The organism is Plectonema cf. radiosum LEGE 06105, assembly GCF_015207665.1.
GTDB classification, from domain to species: Bacteria; Cyanobacteriota; Cyanobacteriia; order Cyanobacteriales; family Nostocaceae; genus Rivularia; species Rivularia radiosa_A.
The window spans coordinates 120,536-143,208 of sequence record NZ_JADEWL010000002.1 but is presented as its reverse complement, the minus strand read 5'-3'; the positions used below and the strand labels follow the sequence as shown (position 1 = coordinate 143,208).

Below are 22,673 nucleotides of genomic sequence, written 5' to 3'. Positions count from 1 at the left end.
GTTATCAGTTACCAGTTATCAGTTATCAGTTAAAAACTGTAAATCAATTGGGAGTCAGAGTCCCCCACAACGCCTGGGTGGTGTGTTTCAGTTGGGGTTAAATCCCCGACTGAAACCGTGATAACTGATAACTGTTGACTGTTCACTGATTTAATTACCCATTACCAATTACCCATTACCAATTACCTCTTCTATGAGATAATGGTTGTCGATCGCGATTTGGATTTGTCTTATGTTGGAAGACTTAGCTATTGAACGTCACAGAGCAGCTATTTTCCGTACAGACTTATCCCGTCCGATAAGGTTAGCAGTGGAATTTGAAATAATTAACACAAAGACGACATTTTTTGATTACGGATGCGGACATGGTGGTGATGTAAAAAGATTGTCAAGTATGGAGGTTAACAGCGCGGGTTGGGACCCTTATTATAAACCCGATGCACCTCTAATTTCTGCGGATGTTGTTAATTTAGGGTATATTCTTAATGTCATCGAAGATACCGAAGAACGCCTCGAAAGTCTGCAAAATGCCTGGAAACTAACTAGTAAAGTATTAATAGTTGCCGCTCAAGTATTAGTAAGTTCCATTAGCAGTAAAAATCAACTAGCTTATGGGGATGGTGTCGTAACTAGTCGTAATACCTTTCAGAAATATTACGAACAGGGAGAACTCAAAAAATACATTGATAGTGCTTTAGAAGTTGATGCTGTACCCGTAGCCCTAGGCATTTACTTTGTATTTCGCGACGAACAAGAAAAAGAGAATTTTCGCGCCGAATGGTATCGTTCTGGGGTAATTGCGCCGAGAATTCGTCTTGCAAGTAAAAAATATGAAGATTGCAAACAGGAATTGGAACCGCTGATCAAATTTTATACCAAACGTGGCAGACTACCAGTTCCAGGAGAATTAGAACCAGAAGTTGAAGAAAACATACTACTCGAATTTGCCAGTATTCGCCGTGCTTTCAAAGTAATATTGCAAGCAACAGACGAAGCTGAATGGGATGCGATCGCCTACCGTCGCTCTTTAGATATCCAAGTTTATCTTGCCTTGGTGCAGTTTGAGGAAGAGCGTCCCAGATTTTTAGAGCTACCTGAAAAAATCCGCCACGATATTAAAGCTTTTTTCGGGACATATCGGGATGCTTGTGAAGTAGCCGACGAAAAGTTATTTAGCTTAGGGGAATCTAAAATTATCAAAGCAGCCTGCAAAACAAGCAAGATTGGTAAACAAACCCCAGACGCTCTTTATGTCCACATTACAGCACTCGGAGAATTAGAACCATTGTTGCGAATCTACGAAGGCTGTGCCAGTCGTGTATTTGGAAGACCTGAAGAAACAACAATTGTTAAACTTCACATCAACCAACCGCGAATATCTTACCTATATTACCCCGACTTTGACACTGATGCCCATCCAACATTAAAAGCAAGCATCGTAATCGACTTAAAAACTTTCAGAATCGCTCGCGGTGATTACTCCAAGAGAAAAAACCCGCCTATTTTGCACCGTAAAGAAACCTTTGTCAGCCCCCAATATCCACAATACGAAGAATTTGCCCGACTCACCGAGCAAGAAGTTGAATTAGGATTATATGAAAATCCCAGCCACATCGGTACCCGTAACGGTTGGCAAAAATATCTTGAACAACGCTTTATAGAGATTAGGGGACATCAGCTTTTTGAGCTTGAGCATGATATCACCCCCCCATGCTAGGCTTGAGAACTGAGAATATATGGTATGAGGTTCTGTCTCCAAATCTAGCATTTAAAGGATAATAGAGATATTGTCAACAGCTATTTACATTTATATATTTTTCGTAATTAGAATTAAAGAAAGTTGTAATATTTATTTAATTACTTTAATTAATTAAAGGGTTTGTGAATATGAAAAAAGAGATAAAATTGTGGCTATGCACGCTTAATGTCGAATTACAAAAGTGAGGCTAGCTCTGTTTAGAGGGGAATTTCTCTGCTTTTTTGTTGTAAGTTTGGAGGTTTTATGTTGTACCTGAAACAGCACCCAAAACCTGCAATGTTTCCAGCGCTGCCTCTGTTAAACCAAAAGTACCTTTCATATTCATTCCTTCGTAGGGTTTAGGAATTCTGAGAGTTTTTATACAGTTAAAAGCGCGAATATCCCATAATTTAATGCTTTCATCTTCACCGCAGCTAAATAAGACATCTAATTGGGGACTGTAACAAACTGACCAAATACGGTCTTGATGACCTGTTAATATTTTAATGCAGTTTCCTGTTTGAGTATCCCATAATCGAATGGTGCGATCGTCACTGGCACTAACAAGAATAGATGGTGTATTGGCTGATGGAGGTATAAAAGTCAGTGCGCGAATTTCCCCTTGATGTCCCCAAAAATTTTGCAAGCATTTTTGTGTTTCTACTTCCCATAATTTAATCTGGAAATCATCACTACTGCTAGCAAGAAATTTACCAGAACTATTAAAAGTTATGGCTCGAATGCGGTGGGTATGTCCTTTCAAGCTAGTTAAACAAACACCTTTGTGGATATCCCACAAATTGATGGCTTGATTTGTTCCGGCTGTGGCAATAATATTCCCGTGGGAATGAGATGCGATCGCCCACATCCATTCTGTTTCTAAATTACCTAAAATTTGCGATCGCTCGGTGTTTATATCCCATAATCGAATTGTGTGGTCATCACTAGCACTAATCAAGGTATGATTATCGTGGGTAAATATAACCGACCATACCCAGTCTGTATGACCACGCAAAGTTTTCAAACAGGTGGCTGTATTTATATCCCAAACTTTAATAGTGCGATCGTGACTAGCACTTGCGAGTAATTTACCATCTGGACTAAAAGCAACGTGACGAATTCTACTTTTATGTCCCGATAATATTTTACAACATTCTCCCGTTACTGCATTCCACAACCTGATTTTACCATCGTCGCTACCACTGGCTAGATAAGGAGACGTTATATATAACGTCTCTACATTGTTGGGAATCGGACTAACTGCTACAGTCCAAATTCGATTGCTATAACCTTGCAAAGTTCTGATGGGTTTACCTGTTTGAGTATCCCACAACCTAACTAATTGGTCATCGCTACCCACTGCAATCATTTTTTGATCGGAACTATAAGCAAGAGAACGAATACGATGATATGGTTCGTGTAACGTCATCTGCGCTTCCCCATTTTCCAAATTCCAAAGTTGAATTTTATCGGTTCCACAACTAATCACCGTTTCCCCATTTCGACTAAATTTTACAGCCCAAATCGCGCCAGTGGGTGCAGTTTTTATACTCCCCAAACATTTTCCTGACTTCACATCCCAAGCTGTAATACTTTGATTATCGCTGCTTCCCACCAAGATTTTACCATCAGGACTAAACACTAGAGTCCGCACCCGTGTAGAACTTTCATCAAACGTTTTCATACATTGATTTGTCCAAACATTCCATAATTTAACGGAATCAGCACCACCTGTGGCTAAAGTTTTACCATCATTACTAAACGCAAAAGACCAAACCTCTCGATCTGGTTCGTGGAAAGTGTAAACGCAAACCCCTAAATCCAGACTCCAAACTTTCGCAGTGCGATCGCTACTGGCACTAATTATTAAACGCTTACCCAATACAAAATACACCGACCACACCCAGTCAGTATGACCGCGCAATATTTTTAAACATTTTGTAGTTTGACTATCCCAAATTCTCACTGTATGGTCATTACCACAGCTTGCAATCAACTTACCATCGGGACTAAAAGCCACGCAGCGAATCCAATCATCGTGAGCTTGCCATGCTAAGATTTGCGTACCATCAGCGACATTCCACAAACGAATTTGTCCATCCATTCCCCCAGTTGCAAGTAATTTTTGATCGGGGCTAAATGTGACACTGAAAATACTACTTAAACATTGGGAAAACACAGTTTTATCAAAACTGCAATTGCTAAAATTTACTTGTGGTAATTCCACCCCCTGTAAATAAGCTTGGGAAATCGGCAGACGAGAAAAATCGTACCCAGTTAAATTTACTTGTAGTTGAATTAAAAGATTGATTAAATTTCCCCCCGCATATCCCACGGGTGTTTCTAATTGTTCTGTTCTTAACTTCTCAACAATCAAACGAAATTTTCGTTCGATCACCTTTTGCGTCTGATTTTTGCATAAATATTCTACTACTGGTTTTAATAGCATCTGGGTTTGATTTTCGCGAATGAAATCTGGTGCGGAAGCTTGAATTATTGCATGGGTTTTCAATATATCTAATTCGCAACTTTCCAATTCATGAATCACCTTGCGAATCAATATCTCGCTGATATATTCCATCACCACATTTTGTAGCGTTACACCCTCATGGGTAGATTGAATTAAACAACGTCGTGATAGAGAATTCAAAGCTGATCGAACTTCCTTTGGTGATAAACCCAAAACATCCTCAATTAAATCACTTTCCCACACAGGTTGACGATGAATTGCTAACCAATACATCAAAGATTGTTCTGGTTTAGATAATCGTTGAAACTGTTGTGTCAATAAATCATCAATATCATCAAAAACCGTGATACCCGAATTCAAAAAAGCCCGAATATTGCCATTAAATAGCTTTTTAATCGTCGCTGGGACAATTTGTAAAGCCAAAGGATTACCGTGATAATGCTTTACCAAATCTTTAATCTCTTCGGGTGAACCACTGATACCCTTTGCAGTCAAAATTTCCGTTCCTGACTCCAACCCCTGCAACTCCCAAACCCGCATAGGTAAGCTTTCCCCCGCTAATCGTTCGACTTCGGGAAACTGTTCGCGACTAGTCAACAGCAAACAACTTTGATGTTGAGATTCCCCCACATTGCGAAACAACTCACCATAACCCTCATAACCCTGGCGATCGCAATCTGTGGAAGCACTTTGCAAAATCGATTCCCCATTATCGAGAATCAGCAAACAACGGGAGGTATTGAAATAGTGGATAAGTCGTGTGATTTTGTCCCCTAAAGTTTCCGGTAAATCAACTTCTTGCTGCTGGGAAAGAAACCGAATCACATCTGCAATTATTTTTTCTACCGTTGGAGCTTCTCGCAGACTGCGCCAAATGATGTAGTCAAATTCCCCATTTACCTCCTCCGCTAATTTTTTCGCCAAAGCAGTTTTACCCACACCACCCATCGCCAAGATTGTCACCAAGCGACATTTATCTTTAATTAGCCATTGTTTTAACTGGTTTCTTTCTATACTTCTACCGTAGAAAATTGATATATCAGGCGCAGCATTCCAATCATATTTTGAAATAGATGATGATTCATCTTTATTTTTCGCGCTTTCAACTTCATCTTCAGTCTCAACAACCTCCTCCCAGTCTAGTTTGAGAACTTGACAGAAAGCCTTGAAATATAAAGGTTTAACAGGTTTACCTCGTAGAAAGCGTTTCCAAGTCCCAATCGACACAGTTGCAGGAACGACATTTTTACCATTTTTCACTGGCGGTATAAAATTACTTGCCTCTTCCAGCCATTCTTCTCGGTCAATGGCTAGTTCTCGTGACTCCCGCGCCTCTCTGATTTGCCTTAGCCCCTTTGGCGATGATTTTAAGCTCCGCATTATCACTGATTAATGTCGTGACTACAAGTACATTTGCGGAACACTACAGAGTGGGGTGTAACTGATCCGGATTTGTGCTGGAGCTTGACAGTAAATTCATGGATGATGGAAATGTGAAAGGATACAGGAGATTACTTGAAAGTTATGTTTTGAAGGTATAAATCACATTCACAAGTCTGACTTTCGAGTTCTCGATTGTATTTTAATGTTCATGACATAATTTCCATTTAAAGTTTGTACAGAGTTTATGAGGTTAAACTATGAATTTTCAATCTAACAAGCCTGTAGCCTTATTGATGCTTGGAGTATTATTTTCTGGTTTGCAGGTTATTATTTTTGCTACTCCTTCAAGAGCAAATCCTTATTTAGATGAAGTAAGAAAATTAGAACGTGAATATGACAATATTCAAAAAATAGGAGATTACCATAATCAAAGAATAGTTTCTAATCTTTCTTGTGGTGAGTTGAGGAATAGATGGCAATTAAATAGAAATAATTATTTGAGATGGATGAATACTGCTAACAATTCTCCAACTCAATTTAACAGAAGAGCTAGTTTAGCTTCTGCTCAAGGAAGTTTGAATGCTATGAATCGACACGCAAATGAATTTAGTAGAAGATGTAGATAGATTTAGAACGAGGTAATTGAGCAACTAGAGTGCGTTAAGTAGCCAGGTTTAATTAAAAGTAGGATGTGTTAGGTGTAGCCGTAACGTATCAAAGTCTTCTTCTGCATGGGTTACGCTGCGCTAACCAATCCTACAAAGGTTTTATATTTAATTGCGCCTTCCTACTTATGGCTTCGGTCTAACGCACTATGCAATCCACTAATCATGCAGTTGATACAAGCTTTATTTCAGCAGATATGGTAATTGTTTGTATTACTTTTTGCTTACCTCTCAATCAATCATTTGACAACCGCATTATGCCGACATTAAAAAGTTTGCACTAGATATAATTGGAATATTTACTAATATTAATAATCTGGATTTTGCAATGATAAATTCACAGAGGCAAGAGGCTTCAAGCTGGGTTAATGGATATACAGCAACAGCTATAGGAATTGTGTTTGCAGCAGCAGGAATTCCAGGAGCAGGTACAGTTGCTTGTATTGGGATAGAAACTACAATGTGTTTCCATATAGGAAATATATATGAATATGAAATGACTTGGGAAATTGCTCGCGATCATGCATTAAGAATAGGTTTAGCTACTGTTCTTGGAAAAATAACTGCATTAGAACTTGCCACTCTAACTGGACCATTTGCTTATGTAATAAAACCTGCAATTGCAGCACCTATAATTAAAGCCTTGGGTGAAGCTGTAATCGAATATTATGAAGAAAAATGTCAATAATATTAATCTTACCGTGAGATTAAATTATTCTTTATCACAAGGAACAAAGTGTTTGAACTTGATGGTATAAAAGTAGAATTTAAGATTTTAAAAGTAAGGTGGATCGAAAATATGTTTGGAAACAGCTATTACAGTTAAGTCTTCAAAAAAAATAGTTCATCCAAAATACGTAAACAATAAATAAGGAGACATACTAATGGCACTTATAGCTGCTGATAATATTAACACTGGTGATAAACATGCTTACCAGTTTCAATTCAGAGCAGGAATAACTTATCAAATCTATGTTCAAAATGCTTTACCAGGAGTTGACTTAGATATTTATATTTTTGATAAAAACGGTAATCTATTAGGTAAAGATGATTCTTATGCTAGTGATGCCGGATTTTCCTTTACTCCAGCATGGACAGCAGAATTTACGGTAGTAATAACTTGTGCAAGTGGGGCTACAACTTATCATTTACATATTGATTGATGCTGTAAATATAAATTTTTATTTAAAATGTCCCTCAACAAACACAATAATACAGCCTTATGCATCGCTGCACTATCGGCAGTAGCTGCTGAAGTTTGGACAGTTTTCAACAGCTACTTAATCAACTATCCCAAACCTACCCAACAAACACAACTACCGAAAAAATGGAGGTAGCAACAACAGCGATTCAACGTATTGAAAAGAATCCTAATCTCCGTCAAAGGGTACTCAGCGCATTAAAAACTGGTGGTATCCAAGCATTAGGACAAATGCTCAATCACCCCGCAGCCACATTTGCGATCGCAGCTTTGGATGATTGGCAAAAAAGCCAAAATCAAGCAAGTTAAAGATGATTGTAGCAAGTCATTAAAACTAAGCGCGAGCGCATCTTCAGAGCTTGAAAAACTGGTGGAATCCAAGCATTAGGACAAATGCTCAATCACCCAGCAGCAAAATTGTTTCACCAAAAATTAAATCGACCAATTTTGAATTTTCAAACCGGGTACTTTTTCAAAGTCCTGCAAGTTTCTTGTTAATAAAATACCATCGCAAGATAAAACAATCGACGAAATGCGTAAATCTTGAGTCCCAAGCCGAACACGCTGCGCTTTCAATGATTCATAAATATCATCGGATTTTGCATCATACTGAAGAATAGTAAATTCGGATAATAACATCACCGTATCAACAAGAAAACGATAAGCTATCGACTTAGTTCTTCCATCTTTAGCTTCGGCAACTTGAGCTAAACGTCCTCTCAACTGTTCTTCGAGATTAATTGCTGTTGTTGTTAACTGCACTTTAGCAGTCAAAATATTTTCAATAACCTTGGGGTGATTACGTCCATAAAGACTAAGATGGTCTGTATCAAAAATATAAATTGTCATCACTCATCTGTTAAAGCATTAGATTCTTGACGAATTAAAGCTAGCTTATCCATAAAATCATCAAAAGTTGGGTCATCTGCTAGTATTCCCGCATACTTAATTTGTGGGACATTTATTTCCACTTCTGAATTTACTTCTATCGAGACAAATTTGCCTCTTATAAGTTGTGCTTCAAGGGCTGATTTTGCATTAGAAATAGCTTCGGCTTCCGTTGTCCCCTCAACAGTTAAATTCGGTATTCCTACAACCGATGCAATAAAATGATGCTCATCTTGACTCTGAACGAAAACTTGATAATGCATAAAATTATATTTTTATATTAGGTAAAATAATTCTTGTATATATTATAGGACTTACGCAACCTGAACGATAAAAAGACGGTTATACCTTCTTTATATCCGATCGCATCCTCAGCGCATTAAAAACTGGTGGTATTCAAGCATTAGGACAAATGCTCAATCACCCCGCAGCAACTTTTGCGATCGCGGCTTTGGAAGATTGGCAGAAAAACCAAAATCAAGCAAGTTAAAGATGATTCTAGCAAGTCATTAAAACTAAGCGCGATCGCATTCTCAGCGCTTTAAAAACTGGTGGTATTCAAGCATTAGGACAAATGCTCAATCACCCAGCATCAACTTTTGTCATTGCAGCGTTGGATGATTGGCAGAAAAGCCAAAATTGATTAACTTACTTGTTATCTGCGATTGCTTCCAACCAAGCATCCAAATCAGACATTCCCTGAAAATCAAGCAAAGCTTCCCCCAAATTTTCCAACTGTTCTAAAGAAAGAGATTCAACACATAATCTAACCTCTTGAGGTAGTTCTCCTACCCTTCGAGTTAATAAACGGAGGATGAGTGTCTTTGCTTCTAATGAACGTCCTTCTTCCTTAATTTCCCGATAAACTCTTGTCTCTTGAAGTGTAATTCCTAACATTTCTTCTACCTCTTTTTGGCTTTTACCCTCAAATTTATAAACCATTATTGTGGTGATTAACTCCATTATGGCGCGATTTTCTGATTGAGGGGCTTCCTGTTGACTTCTTGTAAGTAAATACCTGGCTTCCTGAGTTGCTTCTTCCTCATCAATCGTAGTCAAAACCATTAATGCTACCCACAGGGGTAAAGAGCGAATATTACCTAACTCATCTAAATATATGCGATTTACCTGGTCTCCATTCAGTAGACTCCGAAAAGGACGAATTTCATCTTGCTCGATGCTACGGGATGGGTAGATGATGACTATTTGCAGGTCATTAAATCTCTCTCGGTTCCGATAAAAATATAAATGGGATTCCGCAAATACTCGTTCATAAAGCCTTTTATCCTGCTGAAACTGCACCTCTACGAAATACACAACTCCTGTTTGATTTTCTGGTGGCAAAAACACCCCGTCGATTTCAAATTTTGGCTCTTTGACTGCTACTGAATCAAATCTGTATTCATCTGCATTTTCTGGTGGATTTGTCAATAGCTCAAATAGTAAATTTGGCGATTGTTGAAATAGTTTATAAAAAATCGAATCTCGACGCATGAAAGTTGTGATAGAAAAATTGCACCTTTTCTATTTTAAGCGTGAATTGACATCAGATTGCGATATGTTTTTAGCGTTAATTTTTTGAAGTTGAGAACCTGAGTCTTAATTCTTTTCTCCCATATCAAATCTAACTCGTCGATACAATTTTTCGATGGGTATTGTTATGCCGACACTTTCTAGGATTAAACTATCTCCTTCCCCATAGGTATGTAAAACCCATAAACCTTCATTATTCCGACGAAAACATTCCACAGCAATTTCATCGGATTCAATTAAAACGTATTCTTTTAAAGTGTCCGATTGACGATAGCGAGTAAATTTTTTACCTCGATCAAAAGCTGCGGTTGATGGGGAAAGCACTTCTACAATTAAACAAGGATGTCGAACCATATCAATCGCTTCTCGATCGCGATCGTCACAAGTTACCATGACATCAGGATAATGATAAGGTCCTGCTTCCGATACTTGTACTTTTACATCTGATATGTAAACACTACAATCTTTTTCTGTTAAAAAATCATTTAAATCAATGTATAAGTTTCCTGCAACGCGGTTATGGGGTATTGTTCCCCCCGTCATTGCGAATACTTCTCCGTCAATATATTCATAACGGAGTTCCTGAGTTTTTTCCCATTCCAGGTATTCCTGGGGACTCATGTATTGGAATTGAGGATTAGCAACCATTGATTATTTATGGGTAATGGTACGGCTTATATTCATTTTATATATTAATGGCGATCGCAAACAAACAATTAACTGTTACTTAATACCAATTCTGTATGAGGCTACGCTAAATCACCCTCACTCTGCTTCTTACTTCCCTCTCCTTAGTAAGGAGAGGGATTGAGGGTGAGGTTTTATGTTTACTAAGCACAGGAATTGAGGGTGAGATTCTGTATTTAATTATTAACCAAACAAGCTTGTTCCAACTCAATTAACAACTCTTTCTCAATCGGTTGAGTAGCAAGAATATCTTGTTGCAAATCTCCCCATTTTTTCCCAGAATTAGTTTTATATAAACTGATAATTTGCGGAATTTTTGCAGATACCAGAACTTGTACTGGTTGTAATTGTTCTAATAGTCTGGCTCGATGATAATCAGATGATTTTTGTAAGGATTCTTCTAGTTGTAAGGCTATTTTTGCAGGGTTGATTTTTGCAGTATCAATTAATAATATATAGTGTTCTTTCGGATATTTAACGGGTACTAAACTTTTAAAACAAGTTCCTTCTAAAGGTAGAGTTTCTAGAATCTCTCGAACAAATTCGGAATGCAATTTTTCACCAACTAAATCGCTTACTTCTTTTTGTCTTCCGACAAATTCTAGGCAAGGTGTATTTAGGTACGAATGGGTAAAACATACTCTATCTCCGATACGATAGCGATATAATCCTCCTTTTTGAGAAATTATAATTTCATAGATTTTTCCCTGTTTTAATTCATGAAGTTGATAAATAAATCCGCTTTCATCTAGGAACTCGAAGAACACTTCATTGAGTAAAGGTACGCATCCTTTTGCGGGAATCAAGGGAATAGTCATCGGTGCTTCTGTTGCGAGAAGTCCTTTTCCTTGTACCAAAACGTTAGGGAATAAAGAACGTAAAAAATCAGCACCATCAGCAGCGTTTGCGCTATCCCAACAAGATATTAATTTTAGTTCGCTCCATAAGAGATTCCAAGCTATTTTATCTCTGTTGATTTGGCTTAATTTTTGATTTATAGATACTTGTTGAAATAAATGAGGTTGTAACAACATTAAACGTCTTTTGGCTGACATTTTCGTTGCCAGTTCTAAAGCGAGTTGCTTGCGGTTATTTTGAATATAATCCAGGATGACTTTAAGAAAAGTTGGACTCCAAATAGAGATTATTTCTAGATTTTCTGAAATTAAAAGTGACTGAGCAAGTTGATGTTTAAATTTTTCTGCATCAGATATTTTATTTAATCCAGACGGGAAAACTAAAAATTGACTCATTACCCATTTTAACCAACCATCTAAATATTCGGAGTCGTCTTTTAGAGATTTGCAAGCAGAGGGTTTTGGAAAAGGTTTATTTTCTGCTAATTGCGGTGAAATACAAAAATACAGTTTTCCAGTGGTAAATTTTGGTCCATACTTAATTAAATCGTGCGTCCATATGCAAAACATTTGATTGAAAGAGCGTCGTAAAGAGTTTGTATAAGGAATAAATTTAGCCGCACCACGACTTCCAGAAGTTTTTTCATAAAAAACGATTTTTTCTGAGGTAAGTAAATAAGTTTTATCTTGTTGTTGGGTGTGAATCCAATTTTCAATATTATGATATTCCACAATAGGAATACGATGCCAATCTTCAATAGTTTTGACGCGCAAATATCTACCATAATCGCTTTTAATCAAGTTTTTTAAGATTTCTTTTCGTACTTTTTGTTGTGCGGATTCAGGGTTTTCTAAAGCTTGATAAAAATCACGGCTAGCGGATTCTATGAGTTTACCGAATAGTTGGATAATTAAGCGCATAATTAATAATATAATTTGATGATTTGGATATTATAGTTTTGATTAAGTTGTGTATTTTGTGGATTAATAAAGGTAAAATGTATAAAGAAAATATGAAAGTAGCAACGCTAAAAATTCCAGGTGAATAACAAATCCACAGGAAATAAAGAAATCCCATCAGCATTACAGCAGCAAGAAAAAATGCAAGTATACTACTTCTTAAAGTCATAAATTAACTGTTTGCGATCGCAATATCAGGAATGCAATATAAAAGTTTAGTCATTTTCACGGTATTTACCAGATTGAGTACTAATACCAATTCCTTTAAAGGTACGTATAAATCCGGATATGTATAAGTGAGGCTACAATTTCTTTACATTTTGTGCCTGTAATAACTTTAAAATTTTAATTTTTGGTAAGCAGAGAAGTCGGGTTTTTATAAGGGTTGTTGGGTATTACAGATATTTTTCCTAAAAACCCGACTTCTGTAGTTGTCGTCGTTGCAAGGGGAAAAATAATTTTTGACTAAAAGACACGAAACTATCAATACCTAATGAATGTGGCGTTTTATCGGATTTATAATAAGTTTGATGAATTTTATCCCACAACTTTAAATTTACACCGTAGTTTCCTGGAATAAAATCTTTAGAGTGATGCCAAGCATGGTCTTGGGGTAAAATTAACCAGGTTGATAAACAGCGATATAGGCAGGAATCCTGTCTTAGAGTAAAACTACTGTGTCGCCATAAATCCAAAGCTGAACTTAAACTGATGCCTAGAATATACCAGTAGAGTTCTTGGAGCAAATAGATGAATAAAGAATTAATCCACAGATAAACGATAAAAAAGCTCGTCCACAAGGTATTATAATTCCTTGAAAAAATAAACCAATACCGTCTAATAACCAATCCTCACGACTCTTTTTAGCGATAAAAAGGGTTACTTGCTATTTGTAACGGTTAGTGCTATAAGAATTACGAATGTAAAGAAAACCAACATATTGATAAATCAGTTTCAATTTATACGATTTCAAGGCAATTTAATAGTTATACTTTTTGTCAGGTTCTACCTGGGAATTTTTTTGGAAGTGGCTGCGCCACTTCTTTTTTTGTGTATACTCAAATTACTAAACCCAAAATTTTACTTCTACTAATTTATCAGGAAGGTTTCTTGGGTCTTTCCCTACTGCGATATAATTGCGAATAGACCAGGACAAAAATATGAATAGTGTCAGCGTCCATACTTGCAAATTGGGTACCGTACTTTTGCATCACTTCCCACTGAATTTTTAAAGCTTGCATATCTTGATGAATAATATACTGTGCAGTTTAATGTACAAAGGGTTTGGCTAATTGATTCCAAATCTCATACTTATAGGTAATATCGGTGTAAATTAAGGTGGAATTTTCAGCTTCTGGAACACATTGACTGGTAATAAAAAGTCTTCACCGGGTAAATTTTTAAGGTCCGTTAGCGTAGCGTGTCCGTCAGGACATAGCCCCCGGATTTATCCGTGGATTATGCCATGCACGAAGCCCCTAAATTCAATTTATGGGGCATTAATTACGAATTACGAATTACGAATTATACTCACTTTCTACCACTTCTTCCAACAAATTTAAAAATGGATTATTGTTTAGTTTTGGAGTTGGTAAAAAACGACTATATTATAACTCCAGTGGTACTAGCTCCTAACTCTTCACTCCTCACAGGTAGAAATAACCATCGGATGAGAATCTTGGTCAAAATTTGGATTTTCAGGTAAAATCATTGGGTCAGAATTCTGTTCATTTTCAGATTGTGTAAAATCCTGTTTCGGTATAAACATTTCCGAATTTAAACTTGAACAGATTTCAGCTTTTTTCTGGTCATTTGCACCACAAGCAGCAAAAGTAACTACTAGAAACGAGTTAAAAAGCACCGAGCGAATTGTCAAAACTTTTTTCATGATTAAAAATTTGACTAATGTATTTCTCGTAATTCTTATTATTAGATTAATTTTCAACTCAATTGTTTCAATAGTTGAGATATTCTCTTTGCTGCTTGCCATAATCAGGTAAAATAACCTTTACCTGGATTTTTCACAAGTAAGTGCTAAGCGTTGAGTGATGGATTGATTTTCCCAATACTCATTACTCACTCCAAATTCCTTCTTGTTTGTGAGAAATGCGGGTTTAACCTTTTTTAACCTGTTAATCATTGGGCTCTCCCTTCGATTTCACCATCTCAGCTTTTTTTTGCTGTTTTTTTTCTTCATCTTCGTTTACAGCTTCCCAACTTCCCCAACGTAGAGCTTTTTGCTTTTCGACATTTTGAATAAATTGCAAAATCGAATTATCTGCTTTGGTTGGTGTTTTCAAATCAAATTTAATGGTTTGAAAAATCTGGGTATCCCCTTTCGCAAAATAGTTACCTACTCTATTTGTGAACCAAAGCACGACTCTATTAAACAACCAACCAAAAATTGAACGACGTTTTTTAGTTATTAAAATTGTTTGTCCTTCCGCTTTCCCATCTTCAATTAAACGTAAAGCAAACATAAGATGAAAGTGGAGAAAATCTGGACCTAATGTTACTGTACCAATACTTCCGTACCAATAACACATACTATAAGTAATCGCTTTTTTATAGAAAGGACGAATTAATTTAACCAAAAACGAATCTTCACCACCCCATGTAACGTTACTAAAAATAACCGCATTTTCGTTGAGTTGTTCTTTACGAAAAACAATTTCTACAGGTAAATTATGAACCGTATTAAAGTGATGAGCATCAATAGCATTAATCATTAATACGTTGGGATGGCAGTTTTTTAAAAACCGAGAAGTCAAAATACTATCGCATTCAAAGTTCTCTAATTCTGGAACAAAAGGTAAAGGCTGTAAAGGAGTTTCACCAGTCCAAACCCATATCATCCCGTACTTTTGTGCAACGTGCCAAGTTTTTAATTGCAAAGGAAGCGGTGTTCCCAAACAAGGAACATCAACACAATTACCTTGGCGATCAAACTTCCAATTATGAAACAAACAACGCAATCCCCCACCTTCAACTTTACCTTCTCCAAGATGAGCGCCCATATGGGGACAATAAGCATCAAAGCAAACTAATTGATCTTCAATATCGCGGTAAATTACTAATTCTCTACCCAATAAAGTAACCGGCTTTACCTGTCCTTTTCTTAACTTTCTCGAAGGAATAGCCCAATACCAACCTTCAATAAAACGTTTTGAATGATTAAATATTTCCGTGTAACGATATGAACTAATTGTATTTGATACGGCTTTCATGTTATTTTAATTACCAGATTTTCCAAATGATAAATAAGTTGTATTCAAAGGCGTTATATCAAAAATCAACAGTTTTTACTGTGTTGAAAACATCACTCTGAAACTATTCACTGTATACTTGTCAGAGAACTGTTCGGCTCGCAGTAACAGGAGTCATCATGTTAAGCAACACAAATGAAGCACTGTTAATAGGTAAAGTGCAGAAACTTAGTGGAGTTCCGATTGGGACAATTCGCTATTACGAAAGCCTAGGTTTGATTAAATCAGCAGGAAGAACCTACGGTGGTTTTAGATACTTCACCGAAGATATATTTAGTCGATTGTCATTTATAAAACGCGCTCAACAGCTCGGCTTGAGTTTGCAAGAAATCGCCGATATTCTCCAGATTTACGATGGCGGTGAAGCACCTTGCGATCAGATTCAACACAAACTAGAAGAGAAAATATTACAAATTGATAAACAGATTGATGATTTATTAAAATTGCAGGGTGAATTAAAAAACTTACTTTCGCGATGGAAAAGTTTATCTAACAAGCCTAACGATATAATTTGTCCGAATATTCAATAGGAATCTTTAGGAAAAAGACCCTTTCTAATATCGGTTTCCATCGCCAGATGACCGCAAAAGCAAACTTATCAATGTATACTAGTTTACCAAAAATCTCTGTATCGTGTAAATTGCGCTACAATAAATTTAGCTTTGGCTGACGACATAATTTAAGCCCATCTACTGTTGATATCAGGGTAGCATCTTTTGTAATGAGTTAAATTTGTGCCGTAACGAGCTAACTTAATTACATCAGCCCGAACGGCAAGTAAAGTAAGTTGGAGATCGAAATCCGTAATACGCGACTTTTAATATTTTTTACTATTTATTGATATTTTTTGCAGCATCACCTAACTATCTTTCGTATAGGTATTAAATGTGAATCTGTTCTGGCTAACTCATTTCACATGGATAGTAAGTAATGCTAATTATATTCTTATTTAATAAAGAATTAATTTATACTGCATTAAAGAATGGTATACTGAATTACACTGATATTTAGAGTGTAATTAAATTTATGGACGAGTTAAACCTTGATTTACAACAACTCATCCAGGAGGCTTGTAACCATTCACCATCTAGCCGAGAACATCGTCAAGCTCTCAATAAAATACTCCGAACTGTTCTTAAGTCAGGACGGATTTGGAGACCACCAGTCGGGGATGTTTACGAAGAAACTCTGTATGAAGAAGCTCTTAATAAAACTATGTTCAATGTGACTAAATCGCTTTGTCAAGGATACAACCCAGAGCGAGGTTCGTTTTTGGGTTGGTTTAATCGGAGTCTGCACAATCAGTATATAGATGAAATTCGTGCGGCAAAACGCGATCGCGATCGCACTTATAATCTTTCTTTATGGCAAGATGATGACACCGGAATCGATCCATTAGATCGAGTTGCTTCACCAGTTGATGGCAAGTTATTGCTCGATACTTGGGAATCATTTGTAGAATGGATTGTTAATGATTCGAGTCATACACTCAAAAATTGCCAAATAGAAAATAACCCGAAAGCAAACTGTCAATTACTAGCTCGTTTAAGACTGATTGCGGGAAAAGAATGGCAAGAAATCGCTACAGAAATTGGTTCAAGTCGTGGTGCAATTACGTCTCATTGGTGTCGAAAATGTGAAGTTTTAATGCGAGAGTGGTTAAAAGCAAATCAAAGGCTGTTTGGAGAAGATGTATATGAACGATAAGTTGAATTTACGAGAACTAGCTATTCCTGTTCCCATTCCCGCATCCTTTCGTCGTCAAGCTCAAGTTTATGCTTCGCAGTTTTTTGTCCAAGATGTGCAAAAACGAATTTATCGGCAAACTTTAGCGTTACTAGCGGTTGATAACTATCTACGTTTGTTGGGGTTTGAAACTAACTTGAATCAACCAGAAAGATGGAATGTTACCAGTCGTTTGTGGAGCGAAGCTAATGAGTTGGAAATAGCATGGGTAGGTAATTTGGAATGCTGTTTAATCGCGGCAGAACAACAAAGTATGATTCTATCACAGTCACAACTGAGTTCTGGAATTGGTATTGGTTATGTGTTTGTGGAAATTACGAATTCTGAGAAAACCGCGATATTGACGGGTTTTTTACCAGCTTTACAGGAACAAGCAGAGGATAGGGAAATTAGGGTTGCAGATTTAATGTCAATCGATGATTTTATTGATGATTTGAGCGAGCGACAAATATCTTCTAGTAGTCTTGAAAAAATAGATAATTTAACAACAGAATTTGCCGAAAAAAAAATTATTTATTTACAAAACTGGTTAAATCATATTTACGAGGAAGGATGGGAACCCTCAATGCGCGATTTGCAAACCGTTACTTGTCACAAAAAGCTGCAACTAGGAGGGCAAGTATTTGATATTCAACTTGGGGTTTCTCAAAGTAGTGATGAACTAGTATTAGTCAGGGTGATTGTACAATCGGAAGGCACGAATTTACCAATGGGAATGCAAGTCAGCGTCCCCGACGAAGCTGATATTTATACCGAAACCGTAAATGAGATTGCTAGCTTAATCTCAATTCCTTTAGAATTAGCGCCAGAGGAAAACTTTTGGATCGAGTTAAGCTACAAAGATGAATCGATCCGAGAATATTTTATTGCTTGATGTCTGAGTAGATTTATATCTTAAAAGGTTCTAATGGTATTTAAAATCTCCTTGAAAATTGGTGGAAGGGTACAAATAAATCATGCAGAAGTTTTGCCTGTCACTCTAGCAATTTTTGATCGAGAAGGACAAATGATCGAAATCGTTTCGTTTCTTTCTCCCCTACCTCAGCCCCTCGAAGATAAGTTTAAACAATGGCAGTATTATATTGGTTTGCAAGGTAATCGTCGGGTTGCCAAAAATCGCGACAAGCTGATGTCTGGAGTTGTCAATCTCACAGAATTAGCCAATTCTTTAAAAAGCGAATTAAATAAATGGTTAGGAAAAGATGGTTGGATTGATGAAAACGGCAAACCCGATCCGCGTGTCAGTCAAGTATTAGAAAATTTTCGGGAAAATATCACTCAAAAAGAAGAAGTACAAATTATTGTTCAGACAGAAGATCGACAATTGCGGGGACTACCTTGGCAAGAATGGGATACTTTATCAGCATATACAAATAGAGGGGTTGAGGTAGGGATTAGTGCTACCAACTTTCGCCGATTAACCCAAAAACAAACACCACAATTTAAAGCCACAGCAAGAATTTTAGTTGTGTTTGGTGATGAAAATTTAGGCTTTGCTCAAGAAGAAGAATTTATTAAAAACTTGCAAAAATATGGGGGAGAACCTCATATTCTCAAGCAACCGACACGACAGGAATTAGAGCAGAAATTAACAGACAATCAAGGTTGGCATATTTTCTTTTTTGCCGGACACAGCCAAAGCGATCGCAATGGTAAAATTGGTCAAATTCAGATTAATACCTATGACGCACAAGGAATTATTCAAATTAGCGAATTAAAAGATTTATTAACAGCAGCGATTCAGAAAAAACTCCAGTTAGCAATATTTAATTCCTGTGATGGTTTAGGATTAGCAAACCAACTAACTGAGCTATCTTTACCTTACTGTATTGTGATGCGGGAAATGGTGGAGTCTGCGGTTGCAAGAGAATTATTACGGCATTTTCTCGCAGCTTTCGTCAAGGATTATTCTTTATTTTCCGCGATGAATATAGCTCGACAAAAGTTACAACAGAAGTTTGAACCTGGTAAAAGCTGGCTCCCGGTAGTCGTTGCAAATCCTTTAGCCAAAGAACTAACTTGGAATCGATTGTTTTCCGAACGCAGATTGTCTTGGAAGTGGGAAATAGTCTTGGGAATAATTGCGATCGCGCTATTAATTAGCCTTCCTTTGAGTATATTAACTGAGTTTCAGAGTGGGGATACTTTAATATTTTATGCCCAACTTTACCCCCACTTGATAGTGTATCCTTCTTTATTCTTGTGGCTGTCTTTGTTTGCATCCTACCGAATGCATTGCATGATTCGCGTCAAAAGCCGTCCCTTTGTGGTTTTGAAATTAGTAACTATTTTTTTCACATTAGGAGCATTATTCTTTGAATTAACAGGTAATCGTATTATGCTGATGGAGTTTAAAGTTGATGCGATGACAACAATTAATGTACAGCAACTCTCGCAACTTTACTCAAACTGGAACACTTCCCAGACACAAATATTAAATATTCCTCCAGATATTTTTGATAGTCGAGCAGCATTTGATAAAAATGGCAATTTAACGCTGAAAAAATCCGAGTTAGAATCAGCTATCCGCATTCATAGCAAAAACCAAGTACCAGGTTTACCAGGACTATTACGCATTGCAACTTCCTACGAAGCTTGGCGAAATAATCTACAAAAATTTTCAGTGACACGCCTATTTTACGCACTAATTTTTATTGCTATTATTAGTAGCGGTGTTGATATTATTGCGCTAGTTTCAACAATTTTATTTGTACCAGATTCTATTTTTAATAAAAACAGATATTTAACCTATTTAATTATCTGTGAACTTGGTATTCTTCTGTGGCTTCCCTTTCAATTCTATAGCATTGAACATACTAAAAGCTTATTGTTTTCCCCCGAATTCAAAGGTACGTTTTCTGGGTTAAATATTCTCCTATACGCAATTATTTTTGCTCTTTCTTTAGCAACTCTCAGCAGCATAAATAGACACGCAACCAAACAATATCAACCAATTTTGTTTACCTTCTTTTCAACTAGCTTAGTTTTAACATTACTCGCAAGTATTTTTGGTACTTCCCTCGTCGATAGCTTATTTGGAATGAATAGTACCGACCCCCTCACACCCTGGTTTTCCTGTGTGATTTTCTTTGGAACTATATTCTTTTTACTTGTGCGTTTAATTGACCTTCGCGTTAGGGATGAATAAAAATGTTAACTCCACTGATTCGTCGAGAACGACAAAAAGTTATTTTAATTTCTGTTTTGGGATATATTTTGCCAGTTTTACTGGTTTATTTACAACTTGCTCCTTTCTCCTGGCGATTTTATTTATTAATATTAGCCGCGATCGCAATTTTAATTATCACCAAACTGTATAAATTCTCACCCGTTGAACTAGGATTTACCACACAAAACTTAAAAACCTCCCTCAAAGCGATCGCGCTACCAACTCTCGCATCAGGACTGTTAATGGTAATGTATTACACAATCAACGGTCCCCGTCTGGACAACTCAGCTTATCCCTGGGCTTTTTATGTATTTTTTGTAATTATCTCTTCTCCGATCCAGGAATTTTTGTATCGCGGCTTTTTGTTCGGGATTTTCACCAGAGCCAAACTAGCAACTTGGTTACATATTTTACTTTCTACCTTGCTTTACAGCTACGTCCACCTGATCTATAGAGATATCCCCACCCTCGTATTTACCCTAGTAATTGGTTTGTACTGGGGATACCACTACGCCAAATACCGCAATATATATAGTGTGATTTTGAGCCATTCCCTACTAGGTGCGATCGCGATTCTGGTGGGTTTGGTGTAGATTTGTGGCGCGATCGCTAAAATTATATTTTCTTGATAACAGCAAAATGTAGCAGCGAGATAACCTCAAACTAAGTACTAGCGGATTTCAACCGTCCGCTGTGTCTTGCTAGCCTGCACAGCTAGTCTCCGCTGATTTCTACTAATGTCTCACCCAAAATTTCGCGTAACCTAGCATTAGAAGTATTGCCACAAGTTAACCAAATAATTTGTGGTGGCGCACTCAGCCGATCTACCAAATCTACGAAGTCACGAGAGAACCCTGACTGTCTTTAGTCATCACAATGGCTTCTTGAGCCTTAGCCGCTTCAAAAATTTCAGAGTCTTTAGCATCTCTTAACCCAAGGTCGCGTAAGGCTATTGCTTCAAATCCAAACACATTAGTAATCCAAGTCGCGATCGCCGGGGACAAGTGTGCATCTACCCAGATTGTCATGCCACTAAAACCGGGTGGTTCAGTTTCCGCGAAGCATACATAAGTGATGCTCTGAGATCATCTGCTTCCAGATCGGGCATCTCCTCTAATATCTCTGCTGCACTAAGACCTGCTGCAAAAAGATCAAGCACATCTGACACTCGGATTCTCATCCCTCGGATACAAGGGCGACCACCGCACTGCTTAGGATTAATGGTAATTATTTCAAGTAAGGTTGGCTCGTTTGCAGCATCACCAAACTCCAGTACGTATATGCAGTATCGGTTAAATCTCCTAAATCTTCACGAGGAACTATGTTGCGTACAAAATTCATTTTAGCAGTTTCCCTGATCGGCTTAATAAGTTGTACCAGTCAAACCTCATCGAGCTACCCAAACGATTCAGTTATTACCCCAGCAGCACAAACCGAAGCCAATATAGCAACACAACAAGAAAATCAAAGACAAATCATTAACTCGAAAATCAAACAAATCGAACAACAATCAGAGTTACTATCACAAACAATGATTGGAAGACAGCAAAAAATTTCCCAACTCAGACTACGAGAAAACGAATTAGAAAGCAGTATACAAACATATAACCAAAAAATTCAGTCTTTCATCTTTCAAAATAAAGATGCTGTTGCTTGTATGGGTGCTGCAAACGTCAGTTTAAACGAAAATAATCAGTATTCCGAAGATGTCAAAAACGTAGCTAGTGCAGTTACTTTTATCTGTGCAGGAGGTATTTTACTGGATGAACAATTTAGAAATAGGGTTATCTTTGTCGCCGATCAATTAGTTCTGGCTGATAACAATACCAAGAACCTTACGAATAACTTTCAAACAGTGCGAACGCAAATCGAATCGGAACAACAATTATTAGCACAAGAGCAATCACAAGCAAGCGAATTAGCAGCAAATATTCGCGATTATCAATCTCAATTAGCATCACCATCCCAAACCGAAATTTAATTTTGTGACATTGTTAGCAATATTGTCTTTTAATTTACTTCAGATTATTTCTAAAAATATTTTCAATTTTTTGCAGCACACAGTAAATCGACTACGTATATAAGGTATCAAGGACAGGGAACAACAAAA

23 protein-coding genes are annotated in these 22,673 nt (G+C 37.1%); 11 read left to right on the top strand and 12 right to left on the bottom strand.

The genetic code is table 11. The annotated features are described in order from the left end of the window. Positions 1-232: 232 nt before the first annotated feature. On the top strand, positions 233-1,717 hold the full coding sequence (locus IQ247_RS01180; protein ID WP_193916083.1) for a DNA phosphorothioation-associated putative methyltransferase: 1,485 nt from the start codon (positions 233-235) through the stop codon (positions 1,715-1,717). A 283-nt stretch (positions 1,718-2,000) separates the two neighbouring features. Here IQ247_RS01180 and IQ247_RS01175 read toward each other — a convergent pair whose 3' ends face one another. Continuing rightward, on the bottom strand, positions 2,001-5,588 hold the full coding sequence (locus IQ247_RS01175; protein ID WP_193916081.1) for a WD40 domain-containing protein: 3,588 nt from the start codon (positions 5,586-5,588) through the stop codon (positions 2,001-2,003). Between the two features lie 260 nt (positions 5,589-5,848). On the opposite strand from IQ247_RS01175, the gene IQ247_RS01170 reads away from it, so the two are divergent. The 4 genes from IQ247_RS01170 to IQ247_RS01150 all read left to right on the top strand — a co-directional run bounded on the left by IQ247_RS01170 (position 5,849) and on the right by IQ247_RS01150 (position 7,766). Then, on the top strand, positions 5,849-6,217 hold the full coding sequence (locus tag IQ247_RS01170) for a hypothetical protein (protein ID WP_193916078.1): 369 nt from the start codon (positions 5,849-5,851) through the stop codon (positions 6,215-6,217). Positions 6,218-6,584: 367 nt separating this feature from the next. Further along, complete coding sequence (locus IQ247_RS01165) at positions 6,585-6,944, top strand: hypothetical protein (RefSeq protein WP_193916075.1); 360 nt, start codon at positions 6,585-6,587, stop codon at positions 6,942-6,944. 196 nt (positions 6,945-7,140) lie between these two features. Next, on the top strand, positions 7,141-7,419 hold the full coding sequence (locus IQ247_RS01160; RefSeq protein WP_193916072.1) for a hypothetical protein: 279 nt from the start codon (positions 7,141-7,143) through the stop codon (positions 7,417-7,419). Positions 7,420-7,583: 164 nt separating this feature from the next. Continuing rightward, the gene (locus IQ247_RS01150; RefSeq protein WP_193916066.1) at positions 7,584-7,766 is read left to right on the top strand and encodes a hypothetical protein; all 183 of its coding nucleotides are present in this window, start codon (positions 7,584-7,586) and stop codon (positions 7,764-7,766) included. A gap of 123 nt (positions 7,767-7,889) precedes the next feature. On the opposite strand, the gene IQ247_RS01145 is transcribed toward IQ247_RS01150, so the two are convergent. The 8 genes from IQ247_RS01145 to IQ247_RS01110 form a co-directional block, all read right to left on the bottom strand. After that, the gene (locus IQ247_RS01145; RefSeq protein WP_193916063.1) at positions 7,890-8,306 is read right to left on the bottom strand and encodes a type II toxin-antitoxin system VapC family toxin; all 417 of its coding nucleotides are present in this window, start codon (positions 8,304-8,306) and stop codon (positions 7,890-7,892) included. Next, positions 8,306-8,608: a type II toxin-antitoxin system HicB family antitoxin gene (locus IQ247_RS01140; protein WP_193916060.1), complete on the bottom strand. Its 303-nt coding sequence runs from the start codon at positions 8,606-8,608 to the stop codon at positions 8,306-8,308. The genes IQ247_RS01145 and IQ247_RS01140 overlap by 1 nt, the downstream gene beginning before the upstream one ends. Before the next feature lie 385 nt (positions 8,609-8,993). Beyond that, the gene (locus IQ247_RS01135) at positions 8,994-9,839 is read right to left on the bottom strand and encodes an Rpn family recombination-promoting nuclease/putative transposase (protein WP_193916057.1); all 846 of its coding nucleotides are present in this window, start codon (positions 9,837-9,839) and stop codon (positions 8,994-8,996) included. 105 nt (positions 9,840-9,944) lie between these two features. Further along, positions 9,945-10,526 carry a Uma2 family endonuclease gene (locus IQ247_RS01130; RefSeq protein WP_193916054.1) on the bottom strand — a complete coding sequence of 194 codons (582 nt, stop codon included), beginning with the start codon at positions 10,524-10,526 and terminating at the stop codon, positions 9,945-9,947. A gap of 215 nt (positions 10,527-10,741) precedes the next feature. Continuing rightward, complete coding sequence (locus IQ247_RS01125) at positions 10,742-12,343, bottom strand: GH3 family acyl-acid amido synthetase (RefSeq protein ID WP_193916051.1); 1,602 nt, start codon at positions 12,341-12,343, stop codon at positions 10,742-10,744. 449 nt (positions 12,344-12,792) lie between these two features. Next, entirely contained in the window at positions 12,793-13,182 is a 390-nt protein-coding gene (locus tag IQ247_RS01120; RefSeq protein WP_228059376.1) for a sterol desaturase family protein, read from the bottom strand. 839 nt (positions 13,183-14,021) lie between these two features. Further along, positions 14,022-14,270: a hypothetical protein gene (locus IQ247_RS01115; RefSeq protein ID WP_193916048.1), complete on the bottom strand. Its 249-nt coding sequence runs from the start codon at positions 14,268-14,270 to the stop codon at positions 14,022-14,024. A gap of 244 nt (positions 14,271-14,514) precedes the next feature. Then, positions 14,515-15,609, bottom strand: a complete 1,095-nt coding sequence (locus tag IQ247_RS01110; protein ID WP_193916046.1) for an aromatic ring-hydroxylating dioxygenase subunit alpha — start codon at positions 15,607-15,609, stop codon at positions 14,515-14,517. 158 nt (positions 15,610-15,767) lie between these two features. On the opposite strand from IQ247_RS01110, the gene IQ247_RS01105 reads away from it, so the two are divergent. The 5 genes from IQ247_RS01105 (at position 15,768) to IQ247_RS01085 (ending at position 21,156) form a co-directional block, all read left to right on the top strand. Further along, on the top strand, positions 15,768-16,178 hold the full coding sequence (locus tag IQ247_RS01105; protein ID WP_193916043.1) for a heavy metal-responsive transcriptional regulator: 411 nt from the start codon (positions 15,768-15,770) through the stop codon (positions 16,176-16,178). A 496-nt stretch (positions 16,179-16,674) separates the two neighbouring features. Next, positions 16,675-17,355, top strand: coding sequence for a sigma-70 RNA polymerase sigma factor region 4 domain-containing protein (locus IQ247_RS01100; RefSeq protein ID WP_193916040.1), 681 nt, complete (start codon positions 16,675-16,677; stop codon positions 17,353-17,355). After that, positions 17,345-18,268 carry a DUF1822 family protein gene (locus IQ247_RS01095; protein ID WP_193916037.1) on the top strand — a complete coding sequence of 308 codons (924 nt, stop codon included), beginning with the start codon at positions 17,345-17,347 and terminating at the stop codon, positions 18,266-18,268. Before IQ247_RS01100 ends, IQ247_RS01095 begins: the two co-directional genes overlap by 11 nt. A gap of 33 nt (positions 18,269-18,301) precedes the next feature. Next, a complete protein-coding gene (locus IQ247_RS01090; protein WP_193916034.1) occupies positions 18,302-20,542 on the top strand; it encodes a CHAT domain-containing protein in 2,241 nt (746 codons plus the stop codon). A gap of 2 nt (positions 20,543-20,544) precedes the next feature. After that, on the top strand, positions 20,545-21,156 hold the full coding sequence (locus IQ247_RS01085) for a CPBP family intramembrane glutamic endopeptidase (RefSeq protein WP_193916031.1): 612 nt from the start codon (positions 20,545-20,547) through the stop codon (positions 21,154-21,156). 121 nt (positions 21,157-21,277) lie between these two features. On the opposite strand, the gene IQ247_RS33490 is transcribed toward IQ247_RS01085, so the two are convergent. From IQ247_RS33490 to IQ247_RS01075, 3 genes are read right to left on the bottom strand one after another with little or no spacing between them, the layout of a single operon-like run. Then, the gene (locus tag IQ247_RS33490; RefSeq protein WP_375341208.1) at positions 21,278-21,394 is read right to left on the bottom strand and encodes a hypothetical protein; all 117 of its coding nucleotides are present in this window, start codon (positions 21,392-21,394) and stop codon (positions 21,278-21,280) included. A 2-nt stretch (positions 21,395-21,396) separates the two neighbouring features. Then, positions 21,397-21,591, bottom strand: coding sequence for a DUF5615 family PIN-like protein (locus IQ247_RS32260; protein WP_228059375.1), 195 nt, complete (start codon positions 21,589-21,591; stop codon positions 21,397-21,399). Further along, the gene (locus IQ247_RS01075) at positions 21,588-21,836 is read right to left on the bottom strand and encodes a DUF433 domain-containing protein (protein WP_193916113.1); all 249 of its coding nucleotides are present in this window, start codon (positions 21,834-21,836) and stop codon (positions 21,588-21,590) included. Before IQ247_RS01075 ends, IQ247_RS32260 begins: the two co-directional genes overlap by 4 nt. Before the next feature lie 48 nt (positions 21,837-21,884). Between IQ247_RS01075 and IQ247_RS01070 the strand changes: the two genes are divergently transcribed. Then, on the top strand, positions 21,885-22,544 hold the full coding sequence (locus IQ247_RS01070; RefSeq protein ID WP_193916028.1) for a hypothetical protein: 660 nt from the start codon (positions 21,885-21,887) through the stop codon (positions 22,542-22,544). Positions 22,545-22,673: the final 129 nt, after the last annotated feature.

Coding starts and splice junctions, on each gene's coding strand:
- IQ247_RS01180 (WP_193916083.1), top strand. CDS start 233: ATGTTGGAAGACTTAGCTATTGAACGTCACAGAGCAGCTATTTTCCGT.
- IQ247_RS01175 (WP_193916081.1), bottom strand. CDS start 5,588: ATGCGGAGCTTAAAATCATCGCCAAAGGGGCTAAGGCAAATCAGAGAG.
- IQ247_RS01170 (WP_193916078.1), top strand. CDS start 5,849: ATGAATTTTCAATCTAACAAGCCTGTAGCCTTATTGATGCTTGGAGTA.
- IQ247_RS01165 (WP_193916075.1), top strand. CDS start 6,585: ATGATAAATTCACAGAGGCAAGAGGCTTCAAGCTGGGTTAATGGATAT.
- IQ247_RS01160 (WP_193916072.1), top strand. CDS start 7,141: ATGGCACTTATAGCTGCTGATAATATTAACACTGGTGATAAACATGCT.
- IQ247_RS01150 (WP_193916066.1), top strand. CDS start 7,584: ATGGAGGTAGCAACAACAGCGATTCAACGTATTGAAAAGAATCCTAAT.
- IQ247_RS01145 (WP_193916063.1), bottom strand. CDS start 8,306: ATGACAATTTATATTTTTGATACAGACCATCTTAGTCTTTATGGACGT.
- IQ247_RS01140 (WP_193916060.1), bottom strand. CDS start 8,608: ATGCATTATCAAGTTTTCGTTCAGAGTCAAGATGAGCATCATTTTATT.
- IQ247_RS01135 (WP_193916057.1), bottom strand. CDS start 9,839: ATGCGTCGAGATTCGATTTTTTATAAACTATTTCAACAATCGCCAAAT.
- IQ247_RS01130 (WP_193916054.1), bottom strand. CDS start 10,526: ATGGTTGCTAATCCTCAATTCCAATACATGAGTCCCCAGGAATACCTG.
- IQ247_RS01125 (WP_193916051.1), bottom strand. CDS start 12,343: ATGCGCTTAATTATCCAACTATTCGGTAAACTCATAGAATCCGCTAGC.
- IQ247_RS01115 (WP_193916048.1), bottom strand. CDS start 14,270: ATGAAAAAAGTTTTGACAATTCGCTCGGTGCTTTTTAACTCGTTTCTA.
- IQ247_RS01110 (WP_193916046.1), bottom strand. CDS start 15,609: ATGAAAGCCGTATCAAATACAATTAGTTCATATCGTTACACGGAAATA.
- IQ247_RS01105 (WP_193916043.1), top strand. CDS start 15,768: ATGTTAAGCAACACAAATGAAGCACTGTTAATAGGTAAAGTGCAGAAA.
- IQ247_RS01100 (WP_193916040.1), top strand. CDS start 16,675: ATGGACGAGTTAAACCTTGATTTACAACAACTCATCCAGGAGGCTTGT.
- IQ247_RS01095 (WP_193916037.1), top strand. CDS start 17,345: ATGAACGATAAGTTGAATTTACGAGAACTAGCTATTCCTGTTCCCATT.
- IQ247_RS01090 (WP_193916034.1), top strand. CDS start 18,302: ATGGTATTTAAAATCTCCTTGAAAATTGGTGGAAGGGTACAAATAAAT.
- IQ247_RS01085 (WP_193916031.1), top strand. CDS start 20,545: ATGTTAACTCCACTGATTCGTCGAGAACGACAAAAAGTTATTTTAATT.
- IQ247_RS32260 (WP_228059375.1), bottom strand. CDS start 21,591: ATGACAATCTGGGTAGATGCACACTTGTCCCCGGCGATCGCGACTTGG.
- IQ247_RS01070 (WP_193916028.1), top strand. CDS start 21,885: ATGTTGCGTACAAAATTCATTTTAGCAGTTTCCCTGATCGGCTTAATA.